This window comes from Acidobacteriota bacterium (genome assembly GCA_018268895.1).
Taxonomy (GTDB): Bacteria; Acidobacteriota; Terriglobia; order Terriglobales; family Acidobacteriaceae; genus Edaphobacter.
Genome location: JAFDVP010000012.1, coordinates 421,008 through 440,755 on the forward strand (window position 1 = coordinate 421,008; position 19,748 = coordinate 440,755).

The window sequence follows — 19,748 nt, forward strand, 5'->3', positions numbered from 1 at the left end:
ACATTGCAAACTTGAGGTTGGCTAAAGCGTCGGCGCGTGAAGGAAGGCGGCAAGCGTTGCAAGTTGCGGCGTGATGCGCGCGCCGCTGTGCAATTCCTCCACAATCGTTGTCGGCTTTGCGGCTGGGATTTGAAGGCGGGCGAGCACGGTGGCATCGATGTCAAATGGCGAATGGCCGTTCTTCGACATGATGGCGTGGCAGGTGTCGCATGTCGCCTTCGCTCCCTTGGCCTGGTGGCAGCCAATGCAGTTGGCCATGTTCACCTCTTTTTCCACGGCGATGGCGGTACGCTCGGCGACCGGGCCGTGGCAGTCCTCGCATGCGCTGCCGGCGGAGGTGTGGGTCTTATGGCTGAAGGTAACGAACGATGGCACACGGTAGACGCGAACCCACTGGATGGGGTCTTCGTTCTTCGCGGCCTCAGCCAGGCGCTTGACGTCGGGGTTGTCCGTTGCGACCGAGGCGTGACACTTCATGCACTTCGCCGCCTGCGGCATCGCCAGCGTCGACCCGTCGCCGCGAGGCTCGTGACAGTCGTTGCAGGACATCTTCGCCGTCTGCATGTGCTGCATGTGATTGAAGGCGATGGGCTGAGCCGGGGCCGCAGCAGTCGTTGCCGCGGCAGGGGGCTTCGCTGCAGCACCCGTATCCTGTGCGTGAATGCCCACAGTGAAACCCGTCAAAATGGCAGGCAGCAACAGTAACTTCCGCACGCAGAACCCCTTCCCCAATGAAAGGAGTGCCGTCTGCTTCGAGGAGACGGCACTCCCGATGTTTCAGATTACGCCAGAGCGCTAAACGTTGCCCTTGCGCATCTCCTCCGCCAGATGTTCCGACGCGCGCATGGCCAGCGAGCACATGGTGATCGTTGGATTCTGCCATCCTGCGCTGACGAAGACGCTGGCATCGGTGATGAACAGGTTCTTCATATCGTGGCTCTGGCTCCACTTGTTGACGACGCCCTTCTTCGGGTCATCGCTCATGCGGGCCGTACCCTGCTCGTGGATGGAGTAGCCGGGCGGGTTGAACTCGTAGTTTTTGACCAGGATATCGAAGCCCGCGGCCTCGGCCATCGCCGCCATGGTGTCGATATAGTCCTTGGTCATGTTGGTTTCGTTCGAGGTGTACTTGGTATTGATATTCAGCGTGGGCATGCCCCAGGCATCCAATACCTGCTTGTTCAGCGACACGTGGTTCTCATAGTGGCCGAGCGTTTCGCCCATGATGTTGGTGGAGAAGTGGCTGCCGTTGTAGCTCTTGAGCTTCTCATTGAGCTCTTTACCGTAAAAGGGCAACGCGCGCGCATCAAACGGCCCGTTGCTGCACGAGACATTGACAGCGTAACCGCGGAGGAAGCCATTGCTCTTCGTCTCCAGGTTGCGGAAACGCGGTATGAGAGCACCGCCGCCCATCAGGCCGGGGGTACCCTTGCCGTCCCGCGCTTCAGGGACCGAGCAGATGATTCCCGCGCCGTAGATCTGGTCGGTCAGGTGGTGCCCGAGCACGCCACTCGAGTTGCATATCTCCGATGCCAGCAGCAGGCGAGTCGTTTCCATCGTGCCTGCGGCAACGACGACAACCCGGGCCTTCATGACCATCTCACGATGTGAGTGACGATCGACGAAGACCACACCATCTGCCAGGCCTGTCTTTTTGTCCACCGTAATCTGACGCACGATTGCGTTTGGAATTGTTGTGAGTTTGCCGGTGGCTACGGCATCAGGCAGCAACAGGTTGAGTGAGGCAGCCATACCGTCCTTGCCGAGCGAAGAACGGGGCTTGGTAACGGGAACGCCCAGCTTCTTGCCGGCGTCGACGAACCGCTGCATTGCGCCTGACCATGGCGAGTTGTCTTCGATAAAGTTGCCATCCGGGTACTGAGGCAGGCCGTCGGTGTGGCCCGTCACACGGAAGATCTCTTCCACGCGGGAGTAGTACGGCGCCAGTTCCTTGAGCGTGATCGGCCAGTTTTCGCCAAAGCCGTCGTGATCCTTGCTCTTGAACTCGTAGTCGCTGAGGCGGAAGGACTGGCGTCCCCAGACGGGAGAGCGTCCACCGATGCTTCGCACGCGCACCCAGTTGTACTGCTGCCCTTCCGGGTAGGAGTAAGGGACGACCTTTTCATCCACCCAGAAATTCGCGCTGAAGTCGTTTGCCTGATAGACATGCGGCAACCGGCCGGGAGCTACGACGCCGCGAAACGGCAGCTCGTGCGCTGGCTTCAGCTCGCGATACCTTTCAAAGTTCAGCATCGGGCCCGCGTCCAGCATGGTGCAGGAGATACCTTTTTCCGTCAGAATCTTTGCGGCCATTCCGCCAGTATGTCCCGACCCGATGATCAGGACGTCAACCTTCTTCTGTGCCATGCGCTCTCTACTTTCTTCTCTGGGGAATGCCTATGCCTGCTTGTGCTTCGTGGTCGATGCCGTCTTGGACGCACTGTGGCTGACCCATGTCTGGATACCGGGATCGATGGGGTGCCAGTAGAGGCCCACACCCGGTGTGCGCTCACCAGAAGCTTCCGCCGCGGCGGCCCATGCAGGCGAATTCATGGTGAACTCGCGAATGTCGCGATGCGCGAGGTTGACGAACCTCTCCTGCCCCTCACGCGGTGGATGGTCGTTCATCCATCCCTTCAAGTGGGGCCGGATTACGGCGTCTGCCTGTTTCTCGTCCGCCTTGGCAAACGGGACCTTGAACTGCTTCATACAGTCGGCGTTCAGGCGATCGAGTCCATCGTTGTACATGGCTTGCCTGTCGGCGGGAGAAGCTCCAATGTAGAAGTCGAGAAACTCCGGCGTCCCGGCCTTCATCGCGCTGGGGTAATCGTCGCCCGCTGGCATCATGATCTCGCACAGATGCACCAGCGAGGCATAACGCACAGGGGTAAAGTACCGTGCCTCAGTCGTAGCTACGAGATCGGGCTGCGAGAGAGGGATACTGGGTGTATGGAACCGTGCCAACTGCTCTGCACGGGCCGTTACACGCGAGGCTGGAGGAGCTGCGGGATGTGCCCCGGCAGCGTTTTGTTCCGCTGCATTCGATGCAGGCTGCTGTTGTCCAAGCGCAGTGCTCGCGGTTGCGGTGGCGACTGCAAAACCCTTTACAAAATCACGCCGTTTCATAGGCGAAATCGTAAGGGTTAGCGGTAACCGTCGTCAACCACCTTGTTAAGATTCCAGCCGGCGCTCTGAATCGATTTTGCAGAGCGGACTACGAAAACCGGCAAAGTGTGCGCTAGCATAGCAAAACTGCTAACCATGGCTATCCGTCTTCAGGACATTGCCGACGATCTGAATCTTTCCAAGATGACGATCTCCAAGGTGCTGCGCGGTCAGACAGACGTGAGTGCCGAGACGAAGGCGCGCGTTCTGAAACGCATGCAGGAGCTGAATTACCGGCCCAACATCTCCGCGCGCAGCCTGCGGACCGGCCAGACGTACACCATCGGCTTTGTCGTACCGCAACTCGACGACCCGCGCGTTGCCGCCATATGTCGAGGCCTCAATGAAGTTCTTCGGCCGGCAAACTATGCCGTAGTGATCTCTTCAGCCGACGGCGACCCAGAAGCGGAGGAGCGCGAGGCGGAGCTTCATCTGTCCCGGCAGGTCGATGCGCTGCTGCTGTATGGCCGCGACGACGTTTCGGATGCTCCGGAGGCGTTGCGAACGACCAGCGTTCCGCTGGTGTATCTGGGCCAGAAGCCTGCACAACTGACGGCCATCTCCGTCAGCCTGCGCGAGAGCGAAGTTGGCCGTCTCTCTGGCGAGCACCTTCTGGCACGCGGCGCACGGCGCATCGCATATCTCCGCGGTCCACGTACCGCCGTGGCAGACCAGCGGTTCAGCGGATATCTTGAGGCACTGCACAAGGCGTCCGTCCCCATTCGCCAGGAGTGGGTTGTCGAAGCAAAGGCGGGCGGAGACGAATACGAGCGAGGCTTCGAAGCTGTGCGGACGATGCTCCAGCGACGCAGCCGGCCTGAAGCAGTGATCGCTTATTCCGATTCTTTAGCCGTCGGCGCACGCGACGCCGCGATCGCGCAGGGCCTGCGTGTTCCCGACCAGTTTCAAGTCATGGGCTGTGGGAACAACTTGCAGATATGTTCGATGGGTATTGGTATCAGCAGTATCGATCTTTGTTCGGAAGAGATCGGCGTCCGCGCAGCCCGAATGGCCTTGAAAGCGATTGAGAAAAAGGGTGCTGAAGAGGCACGCAGCATGAGTGTCATGCCGCGCCTTGTTCATCGCGCGACGACAAAGCACCTTGAAGTTTCCACGAGACCAGGAAAGAAGGGATAAGCGCTCATGGCAGCCCGCAAAGAGACGGCGAACAAGTTCGATCTGGTGGTTTTTGGAGAGTTCTTCTCCGACATGATCTTTTATGGGCTGCGCAATCAGCCGCGCTTTGGCGAGGAGGTCAAAACCGACTCCTTTTTGATTGCTCCCGGCGGCGGCCTTGCCACTTCAGCGCTCGCGGCTAGCCGTCTTGGCAGCATGACCGCAATCGTGACGCGGGTGGGAGGCGATGCCGAGAGCCTTCCGACCTGGGGAGAGATTCTGCGGGAGGGGCTCGACGTGACTGCGTGCGAGGTCCGCAAAGAACAGGCGACCGCACTTACGGCATCGGTGGCCTTTCAGTCCAACCGCATGATGATGACGCACGATCCCGTCAACCGAAACCTCGAAGACCTGTTGTCGAGTAAAGCGGTCATCGCCAAACTGCATAAGGCGCGGCATGTGCACTTCGCCTGCGCATTGCGCCGCCCGCAAAAATGGATACCTGTCATGAAGGCGCTGCGCGATTCGGGCATCACGATCTCGGCCGACTTCGGCTGGAATCCCGACCTGTCGCCCAAACAGTTGCTCTCGATCGTGAAGTACTGCGAATTTATCTTCCCCAACGAACATGAAGGCAAGGCGATCACCGGCACAACCGATGCCTTGAGGGCGCTGGAAAAACTCCAGGACTGGGTACGCATCCCGGTCATCAAACTGGGAAAACGAGGGGCTATGCTTATGGCCAATGGGCACATCTACCGCCAGCCGGCGCTTCCGATCGCGGTCGTGGATGCAACCGGGGCGGGCGATGCCTTCGACGGAGGATTTCTGCACGCGTTTCTTCATGGCGCGGACTGGGACGACTGCCTTCGTGCAGGAAATATCTGCGGCAGCCTCTCCGCCTCGCAACCCGGAGGCTCTCAAGGACTTCCCGGGCCGAAGGAATTTCGCCGGTATATGGCCTCGATCAAATCCACGAAAAGCCGCCGATCCGTATAGGCGTCATAAACGCAATTCTTGTCAATTTTTTATTGAATTTGTCATTTCCTATTGACACTCCTATCTCGCGGAGGTATTTTCGGTTCATTCCGTTACCGATAACGATACCGATATTTTCTGGGTTTTCGGTAGCTTTGGAGCATTCTTTGAACCAGAAGCTCACGGCTCTCAGGAGGTCGTCAGATGGGTTTTGGAAGCACAGGAAATTCTTCTCATCGCCATTCGTTGCCTATGCCGCTTATGTGCCTGTTCCTGGCCGCGGCGTTTCTCTTCACGCCGCAGCCTGCGCTCGCACAGCTTGATAACGGCTCCATTACGGGTACGCTTCACGATCCCACGGGCGCGGTGATCGCCGGTGCGACGGTCACGATTCGCAATGTTGCTACCGGCGTTACCACGGTATTGAAAACGAACAACGACGGTTCCTATCAGGCTCTCGCATTGATTCCGGGAACCTACTCGGTAGAAGCGTCCGCCACAGGCTTCAGCACGGCGAAGAATGCGGCCGTCGAGATCCATGTGAAGAGCCGTGCTGAGGTCGACTTCAACCTGACTCCCGGTGCCACGAGCGACACCATCGAAGTGAGTTCAGAGTTTCAAGGTCTTCAGACGCAATCGGCCGACGTGGGCAATGTTATTGGCACGACGCAGATCAACGATCTGCCGCTGAATGCGCGCCGCTACGCGGACCTGGCTCTGCTTGAGCCGGGTATCTTCAAAAATCCCGGAGTGGCAAATCAAGCGGCCGATCGCTTCTCTTCCAATGGAAACCTGGAGACACAAAATTATTTTGCGCTTGATGGCGTGGACAATAACTCGGGATCGACGAACCTGCAGGAAGGCTCCGTGCAGAACGTTCAACCTCCGCCTGACGCGATTCAGGAGTTCCGTCTCCAGACTCGCACGTACTCCGTTGAGTTCGGCACATCGGCCGGCGCTATCGTCAACGCATCCACAAAGAGTGGCACAAACAGCTTGCACGGAAGCGCCTGGGAGTATGCGCGCAACAGCGTCCTCGACGCGAATAGTTGGATCAACAAACGTACGTCAACAGGGGTACCATTGCCGAAGGGCAATTTCAGCCAGAATCAATTTGGCGGCACGGTGGGTGGCCATGTCATCCGCGAAAAGTTCTTCTACTTTGGCGATTACCAGGGCCTTCGCTCGACACAGTCAACAACAGTAAGCTCCGTCGTTCCTTCGGCAGCAATGAAGACCGGCAACATGAGCGAGGTTTCCTTCAACCCTGTCGGGCTTGGAAGTCAGTCTGGTTGCATCGTCGCGAAAGTCGTGCAGACGGGCTGCATCGATCCTGTTGCTCTCGCTGTTGCAAAGCTCCTGCCCGATCCGAACACTGGTCCGCCAACATGGGACGGATCAACAAACTATGTCTATCAGTACCAGCTTCCGCAGCAGGTGAACTCGTTTGATGTGCGCACAGATTTCACCGTCAACTCGCACAATCAGCTCTTCACGCGATACAGCTTCCTCGACCAGCATCGCCAGGACCCGCCGTGGACGTCGAACTCCGATATAGGCAACGGCGGATTCGCCACAGACTATAAGATCCGTAATCAGGGTGTTGCATTTGGCCTCACGACGACCCTCTCCTCCACTGCGGTGAATCAGTTCCGCTTCGGCTGGAGCCGCGACAGCGCGCACAGCAACCCGATCGGCGTAACGCTTGGCACATCGGCTGCTCCCAGCGTCGGACTGACTGGCATTCCTGTCACTCCTCAGTCGGGCGGCCTTCCACCGTTCAACATCAGCGGCGGGTTCCGCAGGATTGGCGTTGACCTCTTCCGCCCGCAGTTTCAGGCAGCGGGTGTATGGCAGTTTCTGGATAACTTCACCAAGCTCAAGGGCAATCACAGCTTGATGTTCGGTTACGAATATCACCGCACGACGACGAACTTTCTCGACCTTACGGCACCGCAAGGCTATATGGGCTTCTCGGGCGTATTTACAGGAACGAACGGTTTTGGCTGGGCCGATTTTCTGCTAGGCAACGTCAGTCAAACCTTCTTCAACAGCTATCTTGTGGCACATAACTACCAGATCGGCAATTCGCTCTTTGCTCAGGACACGTGGCGAGCTACGCACGATCTGACCATTACTTATGGAACGCGTTACGAGCTCTACTCTCCTCTACTCAACCGGACAGACTCTTTTGCAAACTTCGATCCTTCGGGAGCGGGAGGGCTTATTGTTGCGAAGGGCGGAAGCTGGGCGCAACGCAGCCTGGTCAATCCGGACAAGAACAACTTCGCTCCCCGCGTTGGCTTCTCCTATCAGGCAACCGATCGCGTCGTGATTCGCGGCGGATACGGAGTTTTCTATCAGTACGTCAACCGTATCGGCTCTGAGTCGCAACTCGCGCAGAACCAGCCGTTCCTCAAATTCGTCAACGATTCACGCACAACCGTCGCCGCTGGAACCATCTTTCAGCTTCGCAATGGCTTTCCTGGCCCGGCTTACTCCAACTCAACCACTCCGCTCTATATTCAGAAAACAAACTGGCAGGACAAGAACCAGCGGACGAGCTACGTGCAGCAGTTCAGCTTAGGGCCACAGGTCCAGCTAAGCCGCAGCACAACTCTCGAAATGATCTACGTCGGCAACATCGGTCACAAGATGAACCGTCTGCGTAACGCCAATCAAGGCATTGTTACCGGCTTTACAGGCAGCACACCGAATGTCGTCTTCCCATACGCAAACCTGAACAATGGCGGCGCTCATGCCTTTCTGGAGTATGCGACGAACGACGGCAATACCAACTACAACGGGCTAATCGCAAGCCTCCGGCGGCAGATGACCAACGGCCTCGGATATCAGGTCAGCTATACATGGGCGCATAACTTCAGCGACTATGCCGACAACCTGACGGCAGGGTCTACGCCGCAGAACGCATACGACTACTCGCACGAGTATTCGCAGTCACCCTTCGATCAACGTCATCGTCTTGTGGTGAGCGGGCAGTGGAAGCTACCGATCGGCAAGAACGGCCTCGTGCTCAATAACGATTCAACGGCAGCAAAACTGATCGGCGGCTGGCAATACAACCTGATCGCCAGCTTCGAGGCGGGTAATCCATTCAACGTTACAACAGGTAACGATGCCAGCCAGACCGGCGGAAACCATGCATCTTATGCAAACTGCAATGCTGGCGCGTTCACGAATACAACTCACGATCGCAATGCATTGACTAGCATCACCGGAACGGGCCGCTACATCAATCTGGCAGCATTTACACAACCAACCGTAGGAACCTTCGGCACATGCCGTCCGCGCGCGTTTGCAGGCCCTGGACGCAGGAACTTCGACATGAGCCTGTTCAAGCAGTTCTCGTTCACCGATGCACGTAAGCTCGAGTTCAGGCTTGAGGGATTCAACGTATTCAATCACGCAAATCTGGCGAACCCGAGCTCATCGATTACGACACCAAACCCATTCGGCCGCATCAGCAGTGTCACCAATACGGCACGGCAGGTGCAGCTCGCAGCGAAGTTCTACTTCTAACTTGAATGGGTCAGCCTGCTCGTCACGGACAGGCTGACCGCGAGGTCTTCTATGTCTGGTTTGGTCAAGAAGTCAGTCTGCACGCTGGCGGCGTGTGCTTGTTTCATCTCATCGGGAAGTTTGTTCTATGCGCAAACACCCAAGCCAATAGTCGATGCGACCCCAGTCCCACCCGACAGAGGAGCGGCGGCTACGTGGCAGGCGCTCAAGAAGCTGCATACCCGGGCCAGCGTGATGATGATCGTCGCTCACCCCGACGACGAAGACGGCGCCACGCTTGCGTATGAGAGCAGAGGACAGGGCGCCCGCGTCGCGCTACTGACGCTCGACCGCGGTGAAGGCGGTGCGAATGTCATGTCCTCCGACTACTGGGATGCGCTGGGCCTCGTTCGCACCGAAGAGCTTTTGCAGGCGGGTCGATACTACGGGCTCGACGCGCAATACTTCACGTCGATGGCCGACTATGGCTTCTCCAAAGCGCTCGATGAAGCGCTGAGCCAGTGGGGGCACGACCGAGTTCTTGAGCAGGCAGTGCGAGTTGTGCGAACCGTTCGGCCATTGATTGTCTGCTCGGTCTTCGTCGGTGGGCCTACCGATGGCCATGGTCAGCACGCAACGGCAGGTCTTATGGCGCAGGAGGTCTTCAAGGCGGCGGGCGATCCCAAGATGTTCCCCGAACAAATCAAGGAAGGTCTACTGCCCTGGGCTCCGGTGAAGACCTACGCACGCGCTCCCTTCTTTCGCGTCTCCGAGAAGGGGATGTACGACTATGCAAACCACACATGGGGTCCGGTAGGCGTAACCAATCACATTACCGGCAAGTGGGAGCCGGGCAAGCCTTCGGTTACGGTTGCGATTCCATCCGGCACCTATGACAGCGTCATCGGCGAAACGTACTCCCAGGTATCGCGCAAGGGCCTCGGATACCAGGCCTCGCAGAACGGCGGCCCCAGCGTTCCACTGCCGCAGGCACAGCCAAGTGCGTATCACCGTTTTGGGTCGCACATCGACGCACAACCCACCGAACAGAGCTTCTTCGACGGTATCGACACGACGCTGGATGGAATCGCATTGCTCGCAGACCAGAAGGACCAGCCTGCTCTGCACACGAAGCTGGATGAGATCAACACGCTTGTCGAAAAAGCGATCACTCAGTTTTCCGCTCAGCAACCCTCCGCTGTTGCTCCTCTTCTGGCAAAAGGGAAGATCGCTGTTGAAGCCCTTATCGCCAATGTAAAAGACGGCTCGATGTCCGCAAACGCGAAGTACAACGTACTTCATGAACTCGAAGTGAAGCAACGCCAGTTCAACGACGCTCTCGTTGCCGCACTGCAGATCTCCCTCAACGCCGATGTGACGCAGGCCGGCAAGGACGACCCGATGATGGCTATGTTCCGCGGCGCCCGCCCTACATTTCAGATGGCGACTCCCGGTCTCTCGTTTCCTGTCGCCGTCCACATCTATCAGCCCGGCAACTCGAATCTCACTATCAAGAGCGTGACGTTGAAGGCCACGTCTGGCGGCAACTGGCAGGTCAAGGACGAGGCCGCGGCACCTTCAGTTCTTGCACCATCGAAAGCGGTCGACCTCAGGTTCAATGTTAAGGTCCCAACCGATGAGCCGTTTACGCGCCCTTACTTCAAACGCGAAGGGCTGCAAAATGCGTTCTACGAAGTTGACTCTACTGCGAAGAAGAACGTTCCGCTCTCTCCCTACCCACTTGAGGCACGGGCATCGTTTGGCTTTGAAGGAGCCACGATCAATATGGCTGCCGTTGTACAGGTCGTGAGCAAGGTAAACGGCCCCGGCCTGCTTCGCTACCCGATGCCTGTTGGCCCTGCAATCTCGGTCGCCCTCTCTCCCGCTGCGGGAGTCATTCCGCTGGAGAGCAAGTCCACCACCGTCAGTGTCCGCTTGAAGAACAACGAACAGGGGCCGGTGAAACCAACTGTTCACCTCACTTTACCTGCGGGCTGGACGGCGGAACCGTCCTCAATCCCGGTTAGCTTTACTCAAACTGGAGAAGAACAAACTGTCAGCTTCACTGTCGCTCCAAAAGTAGAAGAAGGAAAACAATATAAGGTTATTGCGGTAGCTGAACTCGACGGTACAAAGTACGAGGAAGGTTACATTACAACCGGCTATGTCGGGTTACGTCCCTACTTCCTGTACTCGCCGGCAACATACTCCACGACGGGCACGGATGTAAAAGTCGCCCACGGTCTGAACGTCGCATACATCGAGGGCAGTGGAGACGACGTTCCAGCGGCGCTCGAACAAATTGGCGTCCACGTCTCGTATCTCACGGCGCAGGATCTGGCAAGCTCGGACCTGAGCAAATACAACGCTATTGTGCTTGGTGTGCGCGCCTACGCGGTACGTCCCGACCTTGTCACCAATAATGCGCGGCTCCTTAAATATGTTGAGAACGGCGGAGTCGCGATTGTGCAATACAACACCCCGGAGTATGACCACAACTATGGCCCCTATCCATACGTGATGAGCGGTGATCCGGAAGAAGTAACAGATGAGAAGTCGAAAGTTACGATTCTCGCGTCGGGCAATCCAGTCTTCAATTGGCCGAATAAGATCACAGAGAAAGATTTCGATGGCTGGATTGAAGAGCGTGGCTCCAAATTTCTGCAATCGTGGGATCCTAGATACACTGCACTGCTTGAGACCCACGACAAAGGACAGCCGGAACAGAAGGGCGGCCTGATCTACGCGCGTTACGGCAAAGGTGTTTACATCTACAACGCATACGCGTTTTATCGTCAGTTGCCGTTGGGAGTTCCAGGAGCATTTCGCATCTTCGCAAACATGCTGAGCCTCCCTCAGAACCCGGAACTCAAATAACCGTGAGCATCGCATGACACAGACGGCCATCAAGCCCGGACAACTCGAACGCGGGATTGGTCTCCCGGGAGCAATCGCGACCAACATCCTCAATATGGTGGGTGTTGGTCCATTTCTCACCATCCCGCTGGCATTGGTTGCAATGGGCGGTCCACAGGCTATGGTTGGCTGGATGCTGGGAGCGCTGCTCGCACTGTGCGACGGTATGGTGTGGGCAGAGCTTGGATCGCGCTTTCCACGTTCGGGAGGGCCTTACCACTATTTATTGGAAGCCTTTGGCCCGCAAAAATATGGCCGGGTCATCGCCTTTCTTTTCCTGTGGCAATCGCTGTTGATCGGCCCGCTATCGATCGCATCCGGCGCAGTCGGATTTGCGGAGTATGCAAATGTCCTGCATCCCGCCTCCTCCATGCAGATGAAGCTTCTGGCGATGTTGCTCTGCATCATCAACGTCGGCTTGCTCTATCGTTCGATTCGATCGGTGTCGGCCCTTTCAGTTGTCGTCATGGTCGCAGTTCTGGCAACCTGCGGATGGATTGTTGTCAGCGGCGCTCTGCACTTTCATCCAGACCTCGCCTTCAGCTTTCCGGCTGGCGCTTTCCGGCCAACTCGCGCATTCTGGGCCGGACTGGGGGCCGCTACGCTGATCGCTACATACGACTACGGCGGCTACAACAACGTCTGCCTCCTGGGTGGAGAAGTAAGGAATCCGCGCACGAATATCCCCCGCGCCGTGATTGTTTCCATCCTGGTCGTTGCTGCGCTTTATCTTGCCATGAACGTATCTATCCTGGGATCTCTGCCGTGGCAAAGCGCGCAGCATTCCAAAGCTATTGTTGCCGACTTCATGCAGGCTGTGCACGGCGGTTGGGCAGCGAAAGCTGTCTCTATTTTGATACTGATCGCCAGTTGGGGTTCAGCGTTTGCAATTCTGCTCGGCTATTCGCGCGTGCCTTACACTGCTGCCGAGGATGGAACTTTTCTCAAAGCCTTTGCCCGGCTTCACCCCACCAAACATTTCCCTACGGTTTCGCTTCTTTTCATGGGAGTTGCATCCGCCGTACTTTGTCTTGTATCGCTGGCAGAACTTATATCTGCCCTTATTGTGATTCAAACCCTCTTGCAGTTTATGGGGCAATGCGTTGCCGTCGTGCTTCTGCGGCGTAAAGATCGCAGTCCTAATCCCGACCTGTTTCGCATGCCTTGGTACCCGATACCTGCTGTAGTCGCTCTTGTGGGCTGGGCTTACATCGTGGCTACCAGCCAGGTCCGTCACATTGTTATCGCTTTGACATTCGGCCTTCTGGGTGTCGTTGTCTTTCTGTTTCGCGCTCGCAACCAACAGGAGTGGCCTTTCGCACAATGATGAGATACGACGTCACAGTCATCGGGGAGATTTATCAGGACCACGTTTTCAGTGGCTTCGCTACATGGCCGTCGCCAGGCGAAGAGATTTTTACGGATCAATACGAATGGGAACTTGGCGGCGGCGCGATCACTACAGCGTGCGCACTTGCGCGCCTCGGCCGCAAAGTCCAGCTTATAGGAGTGGCCGGAGAGCCGGACTTTGCACGCATGGCAGAACGGCTTGAACAATTTAACGTTGATACAGACGGTATTTCACACAGCAAGACGCGCAGTGGAGTTACCGTCAGTATTTCAACGTTGCAGGACCGCTCTTTTTTTACGTACCGGGGAGCGAATGCTGAGCTTGAAGATCGTTTGATGCGCGATGACAAACTGGCATCCAACATTGCCAACTCCCGCCACGTTCACCTCGCGTTTCCATTGAGCGCATCGCTTGCGAAGAAACTCCTCCCCATTGCAGCGGCGAATGGCACTACGACATCGCTTGATGTTGGACATGATGTGGGATGGTTGCGCAATGAGGCAAGCATCGATGTTCTTCGAGCAATCGACTACACGATGCCGAACGAAAAGGAGGCAGCGATGCTCAGCGGCGATCCTGAGCAGTATCTGTCGCGATGTCGCGATCTCGGATTGAAGATGGCTGTCGTGAAGTTGGGTCGCAAGGGAGCGGCGATGCTCTGTAACAACATCGAGTACAAAGCGAGTTCGCCTTCGGTTCGGGTGATCGATACAACCGGCGCCGGCGACGCCTTCGATGCAGGCTTTATCGATGCATTGCTTGATAACGCACCGCCGCAACAGATTCTCGAACGCGCCTGCATCTGTGGAGCCATGTCGACTCGGGCTGCCGGAGCCCTAAGCGCCCTCCCCAACAAGAAAGAGATTCACGCCATTCTCGAGGAGCATTATGCCGCGTAAGATTGCATTTCTTGGAGGAGGCGGGATTCGCACGCCTCTGGTAGCGTTTGGCATCAACGAATCTTCGAAAGAGCTTGGGGCAGAAGAGTTTGTACTTTATGACCTGGATCCCCAGCGGGCCCAGATGACAGCGCGCCTTAGCAGAGAGGTTGTCCGGCGCGACGGAGGATCTCTCAAGATTAAGGTTGCCGCAACACCGGAGGAGGCGATCGACGGCGCATCGTTCGTTCTCAATAGTGTCCGCGCTGGAGGGATCGGCTCACGAGCGCATGATGAGCGCGCTTCTATCGCCTGCGGCTATCCCGGTCAGGAGACTACAGGGCCTGGCGGCGTTGCCATGGGCCAACGCACCATTCCTATAGCCATCGAGCAAGCACGTTCTGTCGAGCGGATCGCACCCAAGGCTTGGATCGTCAACTTTACCAATCCCGCCGGACTGATTACGCAGGCGGTTATTCAGAACTCGAGCGCCAAGGTGGTTGGCATCTGTGACACGCCTACCGAGATGCTTCATCGAATCGCCGCCGCGCTGAATGCCGCGCACGAAGAGATTGAATGCGAATACGTCGGACTCAATCATCTTGGGTGGGTTCGCAAGATCTCGCTTCGGGGCCAGGACGTTACAGACAAGGTGCTCAACGATAACGCCATTCTGTCCCAACTCTACTCAGCGCCGCTCTTCGATCACGAATTGATCCGCGCACTCAGGCTCATCCCCACGGAATACCTCTTCTTTTATTATTCGCGCACACGGGCCCTTCAAAACCAGCGTAAACAGGGCAGCACACGCGGTGAACAGATTGCACAGATGAATGAATCCCTCGCCGAAAAGCTGCTGAAACTGCACAGCAACAACGACGACGCAGGCGCACTACAGGCATACATTGACTATCTCAATCTTCGATCCGGCTCCTACATGAAGCTGGAGGGTGAGGGAGTATCGGCCTTCGATGGCGAAGCTCCACAAGAGGACCCCTTCCGCGCTGCCAGCGGCTATCACCGCATCGCGCTTCAGGTGATGAATGCGCTATGCAGCCCGGTCAATCGTCGCGTGATCGTAAACACTACAAACGGATCCGCCGTTCCTGAGATCGATTCGACCGACATCATTGAGGTGACCTGCAGTATAGGCAACAACACTATCACTCCAATACCCGTGGGCCCGTTGCCAGAGGCTGTGCGCGGTCTTGTGTTAGCCGTAAAAGCCTATGAGAGCGCCGCGATAAAAGCCGCTCTCAGTGGAGAGCAAAGAGATCTGCGCAAGGCCATGCTGCTCTATCCCGCAATTGGTGAGTGGGAACCTTCAGAGCGGTTACTTAAGCAGTTGCAATGGAAGGCATAGTTATCGAAGCGCGCAGTTGGACTACGAAACGACATTTTGGGGCGCGCCGCTCAGAAATCCTCTGACATTCTCAACTGTCGTTTGCATGATGCGTTTACGCGCTTCAATCGCCGACCATGCCATATGCGGCGTCACAAGACAATTTTTCGCCCCAATCAACGGATTTCCAGGCAACGGCGGCTCGGCCGACAACACGTCCAGGGCCGCGCCTGCAATTCTCTCTTCGTTCAAAACATCGGCAAGATCGGCTTCATTCACCAGGCCGCCTCGCGCAGTGTTGATCAGGAATGAACTTCGCTTCATCCTCTGCAATAGCTTGCGATCAACCATGCCCCTGTTTTCTTCAGTTAGACCGCAATGCAGAGAAACCACGTCTGCCTCTTCAAATAAACCTTCAAGCGTACGATCGCCTTTTGCAACCCCTTCTTGTGCTCGCGCACGGCGGCTGCTGTAGATCACACGCATTCCAAAGGCCTCGGCCAGTTGCGCAACGCGCTGTCCGATCCTGCCAAATCCCACAATACCCATTGTCTTGCCGAACAGCTCGACTTGCGGCGTCTTCCAGAATGTCCAATCAGGCGATGCTGCCCATGCGCCTTTCTCTACATCGCGGGCGTGGTCGCCAACATGATGGCAAAGCTCAAGGAGCATCGCCATCGTGTATTGGGCAACTGTATTTGTTCCGTAGTCGGGAACATTGGACACCACGACTCCATGACTTCGCGCGGCAGATACATCAACGATGTTGTACCCGGTCGCCAATACCGATATGAATTTCAGCTTCGGCAGAGACTCAAGCGACTTTTCATCCAATGGAACCTTATTGACAAGCAGGATGTCCGCATCCTTGGCGCGCTGATGTACATCTGTCGCCGCTGTGCGGTCGAATACCTGCAGATCACCCAGCTTTTCGAGACTGGCCCATGTGTTATCACCTGGGTTAAGTACGAATCCATCCAACACTACGATCTTCATTGCGTGCCCCAACCACATTATTGCTGCCACCAGGCAATCATTTCACGCGAATATCAGTAAAAGGTGCTCTGCTCTTGCGGCTTATCTTTGATGCCTAGCGGCTCCAACAATGCTTTGGCGCCCAGCTTTATCAAGCCAAGCTCGGTCATCGACTGAAAGAACTGGAAACCTTCTGCACGAAACTGTTTTACTTCTTCTGCGCTTCCTGCGGGGCGTCCCAATATCTTTCCATGACGCTTCGCGGCTGCCATGATCCTAGCAATCGCTTCATCCAGCAGAGGTTCATTCTGCCTTCCCCGCAATCCAAGTGAAAATGAAAGATCACTGACACCGATAAAGATCACATCGACGCCGGGAGTCGCCGCAATTGCTTCAATCTCGTCGATCGCGGATGCCTCTTCGATAACACACACCACAAGCACATTGGCATCTGCTGAGTCATAGTAGTTCCCAGGCGCAGGCCATGTCGTAACTGCGAGACCCGCCCCCGAACCTCTGCGTCCAAATGGAGGATAGTGGCATCCTTGAGCGGCAATCGTTGCGCGTTGAGGCGTGGAGACGAATGGGAATATGACTCCCTGCACGCCCTGGTCGAGCACACGTTTCGCCATCCATAGTTCAGCCCACGGAACCCGCGCAAACACAGGAGCCGGGAGCCCTCTGGTCGCGAGAACCATTGCCCTCAGCGACTCAAGCGACACGGGCGAGTGCTCCATCTCCACCCATAGAAAATGGAAGCCGAGCGTCGCAGCATACGCCGCCGTCTCAACATTGCTCGATGTGACCGTCATGCCGATCACATACCCGCCTGCCTTCAGACGTTCGCGCACGATGCTCCAGTTGTCTGGCGATTCCGGATGCACATCCGCTCGATATTCTTCCACGCGCTAAGCTCCCTTCCGCACCACAGGCTTCAGCATCACCTCAGCCACCTGGCAACCTCGGCCGTTGCCTCCCAGTCCTGGCTCGCGAGTCCACGTCAACCATAGCTCACCTTTGGACGTCGCCGCGCGGGGCACCGCAAAGGTTTGAGGAGCAGGCGGCCAGGGACGCAACTGCATCGGATGTATCTCAATCGCATCGTTAGCCACGAGCCGCGTCTTTACGCCACGCGAGTCGCCGGAGATAACAACCTCCAAACTATATTCCACCGCCGGATCGAGCCCCGTGTAGTGCATCTTCAGAGGAGCTTCATACAGGCTCTCCGCCCAGTGTTTCCACGCCATGGGCACATCCGCGCCATAGTGGTCCGGATAGCTTGTGCCTACATGTACTGAGCGGCGAAAATCGAAGTCTCCCTCTGCATCTCCTATTACCAGATGAGGACGATTGCCTACATTGCCCAGCTCATCGTAGAAGCCCCCAGGCCCAGGGTTCGTTCGGTTCAGCAACGCGCGGATCGCACCGATCTTCTCTTCCTGGTCTTCGATCTTTGAGATTATTCTCAGTTTTTTCTGGAAGTATGGAACGTCCGTAACCGGATGGTCGATGGTGTCGAGCGGCGCACCGCGATCGACTGCCTCGCCAGCATAGCGCTCGACGGCAAGCTGCTGATGAATGCTCTGTAGCAGCGCATAGCCCAACTCCGCGATGCGCGTACGAAGTGCAGGCGCGACCTGAGTTGTCGCACACCGGCGTAGAATCACAGTTGCTTCGTCGATCAGGTTTTGCGGATCGATTCCATTCGCGGGCACCCTCGCAGGCGTCGAGCCAATCCCCCACGGCACCGAAGCGAACCCAATATCTTCGATTCGGCCAAGAACGCTCTTGGCGCGCGCCAACTCTCCGCTCTCAAACAGCAGTCGCTGCCGAACGTACGCATCGCAGCAGGCACGGAACATCGCCTGTTGCCAGCGCCAGTTTTCCAATACGAACGGCGAAGCATTTCGCTCGATGCTCATAAATTTCTGAAGCGCAACGTCGACAAGCTCGTTCGCTGCCAAAGACCCGTTCCAGTTTTGCTCAAGATCGAGCAGACCCTGGGCATATCCTGAACCGTCATTTGCTCCTATGAAATAGCGCCCGAAGTCGCGTAACGCCGCCGCTATGGGAGCGTTGGGATCCCAGCCCAGCAAGCTCCACACAAATTTATTGACATCGTCGTTGCATCCTTCGGAGTAGCTCACGAAACCGACTGTCTGCTTCAGTTCCGAACGCAGGATTGCAGACTCAGCCTCAGGGCGTGGATTGATGATCTCTCGCCCTTCGGTGAGCGCCAGTGCAATGTCCCAGTTGTTCATCGAATACTGCGACTGGATGCTGTGCGTGATATCGGGATACAACCTGATCGGATACTTCGCGGGAAGCGTCTTCCTCAGTTCGGTAAGGGAGCTTCTGTTCTGTGGGCCGTAAACAATTCCATCGAGCCACGTCTGCGTGTGCGACTCTCCGACGAGAGCATGGAACTCTTGCATCCATGTCGCATTGAACGACTGCGGAGACATCCACATCTGCAAGCCGGGGTGCGTCTTGCGCAGATTGGCTTTCTGCTTTTCCAACAGAGCCAGCATGTACTTCGGCTGAGTATGCCCAGGATCGCCGCCGGGGACAAAGACGACGTTCACGCGCGGTAGATCGTGCAGCACCTGCGCCCAGTCATTGATCTCCGACTCGACCGTCTTCTGGTCGCTATAGTCTTTGGCCATTGCCGGGTACCATACCGAAACATCGAGATCATACTTATCGCAGATTCTCGACATCTCCACCATCATCTTCTGAGGAGGAATCGGAAAGTGCGGGCTGTCGGAGAGATCGTCTGAGATCGGAGGAAGCAATTCAATCGTGTTCGTACCGAAGATCGCCAGTTCACGAATGTACTGGTCCCACATCTCAACCGTCCACGCATCATACGCATTCGTCTTCGGCCGGTATCCGAGTTGGTGGCCTCGAATCGCATAGTGAGGGGAACTTGTAAGATTCAATGCCGCGAAGTTAGCCGCAACAGTACGGCGTTCGAGACTGCACATGCGAAGCAGTTTGCCAGCGCCGAAGATCAATCCGCGATCGTCGCTTCCGCAGACTGCGATCCATTTCTCTCCGCCTTCGCCGCCGCTCGCGATAACGAACGATTCGGCAGGAAGCTTTGCGGCTTTGGCCGCAACCGAAGCCACTTTGCTGCCGAGGCCATGCCACGACGCCCGAGTCCCCAGGTAGATCTTCACAGAGCCCGCGGTGCCTATCGTCCACTCGACGCCGCAGCGCTTCATGATCTCGTCCACGAGCATGTCGGCTGCTACCCGCTCGCGCTTGCCCGGTGATGAGGGCAGGACCACGGAGACATTGTTCATCTCCGTCCACCCCTGATCGAGTGCGTGCAGCAGGCCTGTGCGCCCTATACCGGAGACGGCAACGGCCGCTGCCGTCCCGCGCAAAAACGTTCTACGCTTCATCATCCTTTTCTCCATGACAAACTGCTTGCAAAAGAAGCCGTTGAATCATTACAGCATCTGTTGATTGCTGCACGACGGTCAGAATGGTATCCGGTTGT

General features: G+C 56.7%; 13 protein-coding genes. 7 read left to right on the forward strand and 6 right to left on the reverse strand.

The window, feature by feature from the left end:
• Positions 1–21: 21 nt before the first annotated feature.
• From JSS95_15355 to JSS95_15365, 3 genes are all read right to left on the reverse strand, one after another.
• Positions 22–714: a hypothetical protein gene (locus JSS95_15355; protein MBS1801189.1), complete on the reverse strand. Its 693-nt coding sequence runs from the start codon at positions 712–714 to the stop codon at positions 22–24.
• Between the two features lie 81 nt (positions 715–795).
• Positions 796–2,367 carry a GMC family oxidoreductase gene (locus JSS95_15360; protein MBS1801190.1) on the reverse strand — a complete coding sequence of 524 codons (1,572 nt, stop codon included), beginning with the start codon at positions 2,365–2,367 and terminating at the stop codon, positions 796–798.
• A gap of 30 nt (positions 2,368–2,397) precedes the next feature.
• Positions 2,398–3,126, reverse strand: coding sequence for a gluconate 2-dehydrogenase subunit 3 family protein (locus JSS95_15365; GenBank protein MBS1801191.1), 729 nt, complete (start codon positions 3,124–3,126; stop codon positions 2,398–2,400).
• Between the two features lie 135 nt (positions 3,127–3,261).
• Here JSS95_15365 and JSS95_15370 point away from each other — a divergent pair, with 135 nt between their 5' ends.
• The 7 genes from JSS95_15370 to JSS95_15400 all read left to right on the forward strand — a co-directional run bounded on the left by JSS95_15370 (position 3,262) and on the right by JSS95_15400 (position 15,286).
• Entirely contained in the window at positions 3,262–4,302 is a 1,041-nt protein-coding gene (locus tag JSS95_15370; protein MBS1801192.1) for a LacI family DNA-binding transcriptional regulator, read from the forward strand.
• Between the two features lie 6 nt (positions 4,303–4,308).
• Positions 4,309–5,280 carry a carbohydrate kinase family protein gene (locus JSS95_15375; protein ID MBS1801193.1) on the forward strand — a complete coding sequence of 324 codons (972 nt, stop codon included), beginning with the start codon at positions 4,309–4,311 and terminating at the stop codon, positions 5,278–5,280.
• A gap of 183 nt (positions 5,281–5,463) precedes the next feature.
• Positions 5,464–8,799: a TonB-dependent receptor gene (locus JSS95_15380; GenBank protein ID MBS1801194.1), complete on the forward strand. Its 3,336-nt coding sequence runs from the start codon at positions 5,464–5,466 to the stop codon at positions 8,797–8,799.
• A 51-nt stretch (positions 8,800–8,850) separates the two neighbouring features.
• On the forward strand, positions 8,851–11,655 hold the full coding sequence (locus tag JSS95_15385) for a PIG-L family deacetylase (GenBank protein MBS1801195.1): 2,805 nt from the start codon (positions 8,851–8,853) through the stop codon (positions 11,653–11,655).
• Positions 11,656–11,668: 13 nt separating this feature from the next.
• Complete coding sequence (locus JSS95_15390) at positions 11,669–13,021, forward strand: APC family permease (protein MBS1801196.1); 1,353 nt, start codon at positions 11,669–11,671, stop codon at positions 13,019–13,021.
• Positions 13,018–13,944: a carbohydrate kinase family protein gene (locus tag JSS95_15395; GenBank protein ID MBS1801197.1), complete on the forward strand. Its 927-nt coding sequence runs from the start codon at positions 13,018–13,020 to the stop codon at positions 13,942–13,944. The genes JSS95_15390 and JSS95_15395 overlap by 4 nt, the downstream gene beginning before the upstream one ends.
• Complete coding sequence (locus JSS95_15400) at positions 13,934–15,286, forward strand: 6-phospho-beta-glucosidase (GenBank protein MBS1801198.1); 1,353 nt, start codon at positions 13,934–13,936, stop codon at positions 15,284–15,286. Before JSS95_15395 ends, JSS95_15400 begins: the two co-directional genes overlap by 11 nt.
• 21 nt (positions 15,287–15,307) lie before the next feature.
• Here JSS95_15400 and JSS95_15405 read toward each other — a convergent pair whose 3' ends face one another.
• The 3 genes from JSS95_15405 to JSS95_15415 form a co-directional block, all read right to left on the reverse strand.
• A complete protein-coding gene (locus tag JSS95_15405) occupies positions 15,308–16,261 on the reverse strand; it encodes a D-2-hydroxyacid dehydrogenase (protein MBS1801199.1) in 954 nt (317 codons plus the stop codon).
• Between the two features lie 53 nt (positions 16,262–16,314).
• Positions 16,315–17,052 (reverse strand): aldolase, encoded by a 738-nt coding sequence (locus JSS95_15410; GenBank protein ID MBS1801200.1) that lies wholly within the window; start codon positions 17,050–17,052, stop codon positions 16,315–16,317.
• A 96-nt stretch (positions 17,053–17,148) separates the two neighbouring features.
• The gene (locus JSS95_15415; GenBank protein ID MBS1801201.1) at positions 17,149–19,650 is read right to left on the reverse strand and encodes a hypothetical protein; all 2,502 of its coding nucleotides are present in this window, start codon (positions 19,648–19,650) and stop codon (positions 17,149–17,151) included.
• Positions 19,651–19,748: the final 98 nt, after the last annotated feature.

Coding starts and splice junctions, on each gene's coding strand:
- JSS95_15365 (MBS1801191.1), bottom strand. CDS start 3,126: ATGAAACGGCGTGATTTTGTAAAGGGTTTTGCAGTCGCCACCGCAACC.
- JSS95_15360 (MBS1801190.1), bottom strand. CDS start 2,367: ATGGCACAGAAGAAGGTTGACGTCCTGATCATCGGGTCGGGACATACT.
- JSS95_15410 (MBS1801200.1), bottom strand. CDS start 17,052: ATGACGGTCACATCGAGCAATGTTGAGACGGCGGCGTATGCTGCGACG.
- JSS95_15370 (MBS1801192.1), top strand. CDS start 3,262: ATGGCTATCCGTCTTCAGGACATTGCCGACGATCTGAATCTTTCCAAG.
- JSS95_15390 (MBS1801196.1), top strand. CDS start 11,669: ATGACACAGACGGCCATCAAGCCCGGACAACTCGAACGCGGGATTGGT.
- JSS95_15375 (MBS1801193.1), top strand. CDS start 4,309: ATGGCAGCCCGCAAAGAGACGGCGAACAAGTTCGATCTGGTGGTTTTT.
- JSS95_15380 (MBS1801194.1), top strand. CDS start 5,464: ATGGGTTTTGGAAGCACAGGAAATTCTTCTCATCGCCATTCGTTGCCT.
- JSS95_15395 (MBS1801197.1), top strand. CDS start 13,018: ATGATGAGATACGACGTCACAGTCATCGGGGAGATTTATCAGGACCAC.
- JSS95_15415 (MBS1801201.1), bottom strand. CDS start 19,650: ATGAAGCGTAGAACGTTTTTGCGCGGGACGGCAGCGGCCGTTGCCGTC.
- JSS95_15405 (MBS1801199.1), bottom strand. CDS start 16,261: ATGAAGATCGTAGTGTTGGATGGATTCGTACTTAACCCAGGTGATAAC.
- JSS95_15400 (MBS1801198.1), top strand. CDS start 13,934: ATGCCGCGTAAGATTGCATTTCTTGGAGGAGGCGGGATTCGCACGCCT.
- JSS95_15385 (MBS1801195.1), top strand. CDS start 8,851: ATGTCTGGTTTGGTCAAGAAGTCAGTCTGCACGCTGGCGGCGTGTGCT.